We start from the raw sequence: 8,601 nt of genomic DNA on the forward strand, positions 1-8,601 counted from the left end.
TGAAAGGCTTGCCTTCAAAAGCAAAACAAACACCGATGATGGTGCAATATCAAGAAATTAAAGACCAGTATCCGGATGCTTTTCTTTTTTACCGGATAGGGGACTTCTATGAGTTGTTTAATGATGACGCTATCAAGGGATCGCAGTTATTGGAGCTTACCTTGACGTCACGCAGTCACAGTGCGAGTGCTGAAAATCAAATACCGATGTGCGGCGTGCCTCACAGAGCGGCGCAAAACTACGTGGATATTTTGGTGGACAAGGGTTATAAAGTTGCGATTTGCGAACAAGTCGAAGATCCCAAACTGGCTGAGGGTATGGTCAAACGTGAAGTGATCCAGTTAGTGACGCCGGGGACGCAGACAGATACTGGAATCGGTGGTGCAAAACGCAATAACTACTTGACGGCCCTGACGAAAATAACGACAGGCTACGGGTTTGCGTACGCTGATTTGTCTACTGGAGAGCTTAAAGTTGCCAGTTTAAAGAACTTTGAGGCAGTGATCAACGAAGTTATGAGTCTTCAGACCAAGGAAATTGTTGTGGACAAGAGCGTTACGGATGATGAACGACAACACCTTAGTCAAATCGGTATTTTAGTGTCGCATCAAGACGATGTGACGGCACAGTCAGAGCTGAGTTACCTGACTCAAGATGTGTCGGATGCTGCACAAAATGCGGTGCTTAAGCACTTACTGACGTATGTCGTGACGACGCAAAAACGCAGCTTGGCTCATTTGCAGCGGGCAGTTGTTTACCAGCCGTCGTACTTTCTTAAAATGGATCATTATTCGCAGCGTAACCTTGAGTTAACGCAAAACATTCGAACGGGGAAAAAATCCGGTACACTACTATGGCTGCTAGATGAGACGCGTACAGCCATGGGTGGTCGTTTGCTGAAACAATGGCTGGATCGGCCGCTGGTGACCCGCGATGAGATCATGGCACGCCAGCGTAAGGTTGGCGCGCTGGTCAAACAATATTTTGAACGCCATAACCTTCAGGAAGAATTGACGAAGGTCTATGACTTGGAACGATTGGCTGGACGCGTGGCGTTCGGTAGTGTCAACGGGCGCGACCTGATTCAACTAAAAACCTCGCTTAATCAGATTCCTAAGGTTCAGCATGTTCTTGGTGAATTTGAAGATGGCACGTTTGATGATATTTTGGATAACTTAGATCCAAACGACGATGTGGCTGATGCGATTGAGCAGGCCATTGTTGAAGATCCGCCGATTTCAGTGACTGAAGGCGGTATTATCAAGGATGGCTACAATGACCAGCTTGATCAGTATCGGGAAGCCATGCATAACGGCAAACAATGGTTGGCCGAAATGGAAGCTTCGGAACGCAAGGCGACCGGCATTAATAACCTAAAAATTGGGTATAACCGGGTGTTTGGCTACTACATTGAAGTGACGAAGGTCAATTTAAGCAAATTACCTGAAGGCCGGTACGAACGGAAGCAGACACTGACGAATGCAGAACGGTTTACCACGCCGGAGTTAAAAGAGAAGGAACGGCTGATCCTTGAAGCAGAGGAGAAGTCGACCGACCTTGAGTACCAGTTATTTGTTAAACTTCGGGAAATGGTTAAGAAAAACATTCAACGGATTCAGACCTTGGCCCACGCGGTTGCAGAACTGGATGTGTTGCAGAGTTTTGCGGACGTGAGCGAAAAATACCGGTTTGTCGCACCGACCCTGACCAAGGACGGCCATCAGCTGCGTGTCATCGAAGGGCGGCACCCAGTTGTGGAAAAAGTGTTGGGTCGACAAAAATACGTCCCAAACGACATATTGATGGATGATAAAACGACGATTCTGTTGATTACTGGACCCAACATGTCGGGGAAGAGTACTTACATGCGACAGCTGGCGTTGACCGTTATTCTGGCACAAATGGGGTGTTTTGTACCCGCTAAGAGTGCGACAATGCCGATTTTTGACCAAATTTTTACCCGCATTGGTGCTGCTGATGACCTGATTTCCGGTGAAAGTACCTTCATGGTTGAGATGAAAGAAGCTAACGAAGCGCTTGAAAACGCATCGGCGAATTCATTGATCCTGTTCGATGAAATAGGGCGGGGGACCGCGACTTATGACGGCATGGCCTTAGCACAGGCAATCATTGAATTTGTGCACAACCGAGTTCATGCCAAGACGCTGTTTTCGACCCATTACCATGAACTGACAGTTTTGGAAGACAGTTTGTCTGAACTGAAAAACGTGCACGTTGGTGCGGTTGAGAAAAATGGCGAACTCGTTTTCTTGCACCAGATGCAGGACGGACCGGCAGATAAATCGTATGGGATCCACGTGGCGAAGCTCGCTGGGTTACCGGACAGTTTATTAACAAGAGCCGATCAGATTCTGACCCGATTGGAAACAAAGGATGAGCAGGATAAACCGATCGTGGCCGCAACGTCCAGTGAAACTCAGTTTGATACGAGCGATACAGATAGCCCTGATACGATGGCGGTTTCAAGTGAACAAACCAGCGTTTCGGAAACGCCAAAAACCGATTCTGTGCAGGCACCAGCCGCTTTCGATGATGGCGAAGATACCCAGCTATCGTTGTTTGGAACGCCGGAACCAACTAAGAAACACACAGAAGCTGATCAGTTGCTAAAACAATTAAAAGAGCTTAACCTAATGGCACTAACGCCAATGGAAGTTATGAATCAGGTCTACAAATGGCAGCAACATGCCAAAAGGAAATAGAACGGCAAGATGAGAAGGTGAGAGAATGCCGCTTATTCACGAATTATCGTCAACATTAGCTGACCAGATTGCGGCCGGAGAAGTGATCGAACGACCGGCTTCAGTCGTCAAAGAACTCGTTGAAAACGCCATTGATGCAGGCAGCCATCAGGTTGATATTGTGGTCGATGAAGCGGGTCTGAAACGGATCCAGGTGATCGATGACGGCAGCGGCATCGCCAATGATGAAGTGGCGCTTGCGTTTAAACGCCATGCGACGAGTAAGATAACCGACCGAAAAGACCTTTTCCGGGTCCACTCCCTCGGGTTTCGTGGTGAAGCCTTACCAAGTATTGCTTCTGTCGCGGATGTTGTCATGGTCACATCAACCGGTGGTGAGGGCACGGAAATACACATCAGCGGTGGTCAAACAAAGTCATCTAAACCGGCGGAAGCCCGACGAGGGACCGATATTTCGGTGACTGATCTGTTTTTTAACGTGCCGGCACGATTGAAGTATTTAAAGTCGCTCAACACTGAGTTGGCAAAGATCGTGGACATTGTTAATCGCTTAGCGTTTGGCCATCCGGAAATATCGTTTTCACTTGCGAACAACGGTCGTGAAATGATGCGAACGGCTGGTCGGGGCGATTTGCTGCAGGTCATTGGCAACGTGTATGGCTTAAATAAAGCAAACAAAATGGTGGCAATTAAGGGAAAAGACGCGGACTTTAAGGTCAGCGGATACGTTTCCTTGCCAGAACTGACCCGTGCCAATCGCGGGTACATGTCGGTATTACTTAACGGCAGATACATTAAAAACTACGCCTTGACGAAAGCTATTGTGGCAGGGTACGGCTCAAAACTGATGGTGGGACGGTACCCGCTTGCTGTCATCAACCTTGAAATGGATCCGTTCCTGGTAGATGTCAATGTGCACCCGACCAAACAGGAAGTTCGAATCAGCAAGGAACCCCAGCTTTCAGAAGTGATTACAGAAGCGATTCGACGTCAGCTGGCAAATCAAAATTTGATTCCGGACGCCCTTAGTAATCTTCAACGCGGCGATGATTCACCGCTTGATACGCAAAAGTTGGCGGGTGATTTAGAAGCTATTTCACGAGCTAATTCGAATTTAGTGACCCATCAGGCCCAAGCCGCGCCGCCTAAGAACCCGTTATGGTCTGCGGGTCTTACTGTTAACGCTGCCCCACAAGCTGGGACTGACACACCTGCTGATGGCACATTCCAACAGGAAGCACCAGGTTTTAGTGCGGATGAGGGCACCATTGATCCGATTATGATCAGCACAAAGAATCAATTAAACTCGGCCAAAGTGGCTGACTTTGAACAAAAGTATCAGGGTGCTGCTGCGACTCCCTTTACGCAGACGGCTGATGATCTGACACAACCAGCAGATGACGTTCAGAACCGTCCCGCTGCGTCTGACAAGAAGACTGATTTATTTGCCGACCGTCAGGAACGTTTTCCGGAACTGACTTATATTGGTCAGTACCATGGGACTTATTTGCTGGCACAATCACCAGATGGGTTGTACATTATGGATCAGCATGCGGCGCAGGAACGTGTGAACTATGAGTATTATCGTCAAGCCATCGGAGAAGTTTCCGATGATCAGCAACGATTACTGGTGCCAATTGTGCTGGATTATTCAACGTCTGATATGCTGAAAATCATGGACAAAGTGGATATGCTTGCCAGTGTGGGATTGCATCTTGAACAGTTTGGCCCGAACAGCATCATTGTTCGGCAACATCCGACTTGGTTTAAGGCCGGTCAGGAGACGGATACAATCAAAGAAATGATTGATTGGGTTCTGCGGGATGGCCATCTAACAGTGGCTCAATTTCGGGAAAAAACAGCGATTATGATGAGTTGTAAACGAGCTATCAAGGCTAATCATCACTTAGATGGGCAGCAAGCAAAAGCCTTAATGGCCCATCTAAAAACAGCTGAAAATCCCTTTAATTGCCCGCACGGCCGGCCAGTACTGATTCACTTTACTGATACGGACATGGAAAAGATGTTTAAACGGATTCAGGATTCGCATACATCCCAGAGAGCTGCGGAAAGTCATTAGAGGTCAGTATTGGGTTTTGTATCGACTGTAAATCATGTGGGACTGCTGGTCGTGTAGGGCGTATAGCCGATAACTGACAGTTTTAATGAGAAGTGCCGAATCAAGGTCATTACGAGAATAATTATGGTTAAACGGCATAAAGGTGGCTTCCTCTATGGTATTTTCGGCGGTCATCCTAAAGCTATTAACAAGAAATATGTTTACATCTTAGCGAAAGTAACCTATTTAGAACCGGCAACGTCTAGTCTCAATGACTGAGAATGGACGAGTGCCGGTTTTTTTGTTTACTGGATAAATGATGCCGCCCAGGTGGCGTGTCTCGCGTCACTACCAATGAGACCGATATAAAAACAACGTGTGCCGCTGATTTAAACGCGATATTATGCGGATTTTGAAACACTCTTAAAAAATTCCCTAGTTTTACAAGAATTTCGTGCGCACAGGGCAAGTCTTTGGTAAAATTAGAGTGTCAATTTGAAATCGGAAAGGGGATTCTCATGGAGGAATCACAATTAATCGGAATCATCAATCGGCTTAAAGCGATGCAGGAAGACGCTGGTGATGAACCACAACCACGTCGGTTCGAAGTAAACGGTGTCGAACAAGCTCAAGTGACGTATCATTCCGAAACAAAGACTTACACGTTGGATGAATATCAGGGCAAGGAACATTTTGAATTTGATAACATCGATTTAGTTGCAATCGAATTATTTGAGCTGCTGACCAATAACTAATCAAAAACTATGGGCAACCATAGTTTTTGTTTTATAATTTGCATTACTTTTAGATGTGAATATAATGAGTGAGATGTGAAGTTTTTTCAAAGAAGTTGGCGTTAAATTGCTATTTTGAGTAGATTCGATATAATGGCATTTGTTAACTTTAACGTGGAGGCATTGGATTATGTCGGGTAAGATCAAGGGGAAGACTAATAAGCTGAATACGGTGTTTGGGTTCTACTTATTGGTTGTCCTATTATTTTGTGTGAAGACGTATATCGCCTATCAGACAGAATTCACTTTGGGAGCCAAGGGCAGCGTGCAGCAGTTCCTACTGGCTATTAACCCAATTCCTGCTGCACTTTTGTTATTCGGTATCGCGCTTTATTTCCGGGGACGGTTAGTTTATTGGTTAATGATAATCATCGACTTGGTTCAGTCGATCTGGTTGTTTGCGAACGTCATTTACTACCGTGAGTTTTCTGATTTCTTGACCCTTAGTGTTATCAAAGGTTCTGGAGATGTTCAAAACAACTTGGGAAAGAGTATCGGTCAAATTATCAGGCCGACTGATTTTCTCATATTTCTCGATATCGTTGTTTTAATTGTTTTATTGTTAACGCACGTCATTCGGGTGGATGTGCGGCCCTTGAAGCGTCGTTTTGCGTTGGTTGTTTCACTGTTAGCGTTCTCGTTAATGGGTGCTGAGTACGGCATGGCAAATGCCGACCGCTCGGGGCTATTGACCAGAACCTTTGATAATAACTATATTGTTAAATACCTTGGCCTGAATGAATACGCGGCGTTTAACATTTATCAGACGCAAAAAGAAAGTTCAACGAGAGCGCACGCTAACGCGAGTGATCTCAAGAGTGTGAAGAAGTTTGTTAACCGCAACCGGGTGAGTCCAAACTCGAAATACTACGGACAGGCCAAGGGTAAGAATGTGATTATCATTCACTTGGAAAGTTTCCAGCAATTCTTGATCAATTATAAAGTGGATGGTAAAGAGGTCACACCAAACCTGAATAAGTTTTTCAAGAACAAGAATACGTTGAGTTTTGATAACTTCTATAATCAAGTGGCTCAGGGGAAAACTTCTGATGCGGAAATGATGATGGAAAACTCATTGTATGGGTTGCCGGAAGGCTCAGCTATGACGGAATATGGGACTGAAAATACATTCCAAGCAGCGCCAGCTATGCTGAGTCAAAAAGGTTATACGACTGCTGCGTTCCACGGGGACGTTGCCAGTTTTTGGAACCGGGACAACACGTATAAGTCTTGGGGTTACCAGTATTTCTTTAGTTCCAGTTATTACAAGATCAAGTCTAATTATTCAGTTGGGTATGGGCTTAAAGATAAGATCTTTTTTGACCAGGCATCAAAATACTTGGATGAATTACCACAACCGTTTTATGCTAAGCTGATTACGCTGACGAACCATTATCCATATGAGCTTGATAAGCAAAATACGGATTTTCCAGCTACAAAGACTGGTGACAAGACTGTTGATCCTTACGTTCAAACTGCGCATTATCTAGACGAAGCCTTTGGTGAATTCTTAACGTACTTGAAGTCGTCGGGACTGTATAAGAACAGTGTCATCGTCTTATACGGGGACCATTACGGTATTTCAGATAATCACAGAGCTGCAATCGCACAGTTGTTAGGTAAGAAGAGTGTTGACGAATATGACCTCGCACAATTCCAAAAGGTACCATTGATGATTCACTCATCAGGACTCAAGGGCGGCGTCGATCACACGTACGGCGGCGAAATTGATTTTCTGCCTACTCTGATGGATCTCCTGGGTGTTAAGGACAACAATACGATTCAATTTGGGCAAGATTTGTTGTCCAATAAACGCAACCAAGTTGTAGCATTTAGAGATGGCGATTTTGTGACACCGAAGTATACCAAGATCGGCAGCACGGTATATCAGACGTCAAGTGGTAAGAAACTGACTCTGACAACACAACAAAAGAAGCAGATTACTAAACTGCAAAACTATGTTACAACGGAGCTGTCACTTTCTGATCGTGTCATTGAAGGCGACTTATTGCGGTTCTACACACCTAAAGGATTTACCAAGGTGAACAAGAAGGATTACAACTATAAGTACATTGATGGCCTCGCTAAATTAAAGGCGGCGCAAAAGAAGTATCCTACTAGCGTTCTTGCTAAGCGTGACGGGAAAGCTGTTACGTACAAGACGGATGCGCCAGAACTTAAGTAGTCAGGTATTGCTGCACTTTAAAAGAACACTCAGGAATCTGTTGATTCCAGGTGTTCTTTTTTTTTTGACGCAAATGATTTTATATGTGATCGCCAGAGTTGGATGGAGGCAGCATATCCGTGTCTTTGGCTAATGCACGAAGGACACATAGGGAGTGAATTGATTCAGATGGTTTTGTAGCAGGTCGTGGTTGGTGGCTATTGCCGCTGTAAACTGAAGGTTAATATGGATTTATGAGTAGGAGTTGTCTAGAAGCTGGGATAGGTACGCCATAATAGCCGTCTAACGTTAGTGAAGTTATATTGCAGTGACTTTTACATGCCACGGGTTAGCAGTCAAGAGATGGGTGTAATTAGGTGCTGGAATAGAAATTAAATAAAAAAAGAAAAAAAGTCGTAAACGGTCTTGACCTAGGTCCAATAAGTTGATAATATAATATTCGTTGTTAAAAAAGAGCACACGACTAACTCGAATAATTATTCAAACGATTTATTAAATTAGTCGTTGACAAGTTATGGGCGTTGGTAGTAAGCTGTTTAAGTCGAACAAATTTGAATTTATAAATATTCAAATCACTGCTTGACATGCATAACGACATTTGCTAAACTAATTAAGTTCGTTGCTGACATAGAGCGATTTATGATGATATTAACATTATGACATGATGTATTAACTTGAAACTTGATTAAATAATTATTCAAATTCATGGTTGACACGTTAAAATCGGAATGCTATACTGATTAAGTCGTTGGCTGTCAACGATAACGAGATTAAATGCAACTATGTAGACCTTTGAAAACTGAACAAAGTTTTGTTTCACAAAGTGCAGGGCATATCAAC

The 8,601-nt window shown here is 44.5% G+C and carries 5 protein-coding genes; all 5 read left to right on the plus strand.

The annotated features are described in order from the left end of the window. Nucleotides 1–8: 8 nt before the first annotated feature. The 5 genes from mutS to FC82_RS04345 all read left to right on the plus strand — a co-directional run bounded on the left by mutS (nt 9) and on the right by FC82_RS04345 (nt 7,761). Entirely contained in the window at nt 9–2,723 is a 2,715-nt protein-coding gene (gene mutS, locus FC82_RS04330; protein ID WP_056996304.1) for a DNA mismatch repair protein MutS, read from the plus strand. 25 nt (nt 2,724–2,748) lie between these two features. Then, nucleotides 2,749–4,803, plus strand: a complete 2,055-nt coding sequence (mutL, locus tag FC82_RS04335; protein WP_056996305.1) for a DNA mismatch repair endonuclease MutL — start codon at nt 2,749–2,751, stop codon at nt 4,801–4,803. 123 nt (nt 4,804–4,926) lie between these two features. Continuing rightward, nucleotides 4,927–5,061 (plus strand): hypothetical protein, encoded by a 135-nt coding sequence (locus FC82_RS17310; protein WP_268873493.1) that lies wholly within the window; start codon nt 4,927–4,929, stop codon nt 5,059–5,061. A gap of 239 nt (nt 5,062–5,300) precedes the next feature. Next, the gene (locus FC82_RS04340) at nt 5,301–5,537 is read left to right on the plus strand and encodes a YkuJ family protein (protein WP_054711338.1); all 237 of its coding nucleotides are present in this window, start codon (nt 5,301–5,303) and stop codon (nt 5,535–5,537) included. A 169-nt stretch (nt 5,538–5,706) separates the two neighbouring features. Further along, nucleotides 5,707–7,761 (plus strand): LTA synthase family protein, encoded by a 2,055-nt coding sequence (locus tag FC82_RS04345; RefSeq protein ID WP_054762468.1) that lies wholly within the window; start codon nt 5,707–5,709, stop codon nt 7,759–7,761. Nucleotides 7,762–8,601: the final 840 nt, after the last annotated feature.

The sequence above is a fragment of the Secundilactobacillus collinoides DSM 20515 = JCM 1123 genome (assembly GCF_001435975.1).
Taxonomy (GTDB): Bacteria; Bacillota; Bacilli; order Lactobacillales; family Lactobacillaceae; genus Secundilactobacillus; species Secundilactobacillus collinoides.

Bases quoted from the DNA above. Each gene is read 5' to 3' on its own strand.
- mutL (WP_056996305.1), top strand. From the start codon at position 2,749: ATGCCGCTTATTCACGAATTATCGTCAACATTAGCTGACCAGATTGCG.
- FC82_RS17310 (WP_268873493.1), top strand. From the start codon at position 4,927: ATGGTTAAACGGCATAAAGGTGGCTTCCTCTATGGTATTTTCGGCGGT.
- FC82_RS04340 (WP_054711338.1), top strand. From the start codon at position 5,301: ATGGAGGAATCACAATTAATCGGAATCATCAATCGGCTTAAAGCGATG.
- FC82_RS04345 (WP_054762468.1), top strand. From the start codon at position 5,707: ATGTCGGGTAAGATCAAGGGGAAGACTAATAAGCTGAATACGGTGTTT.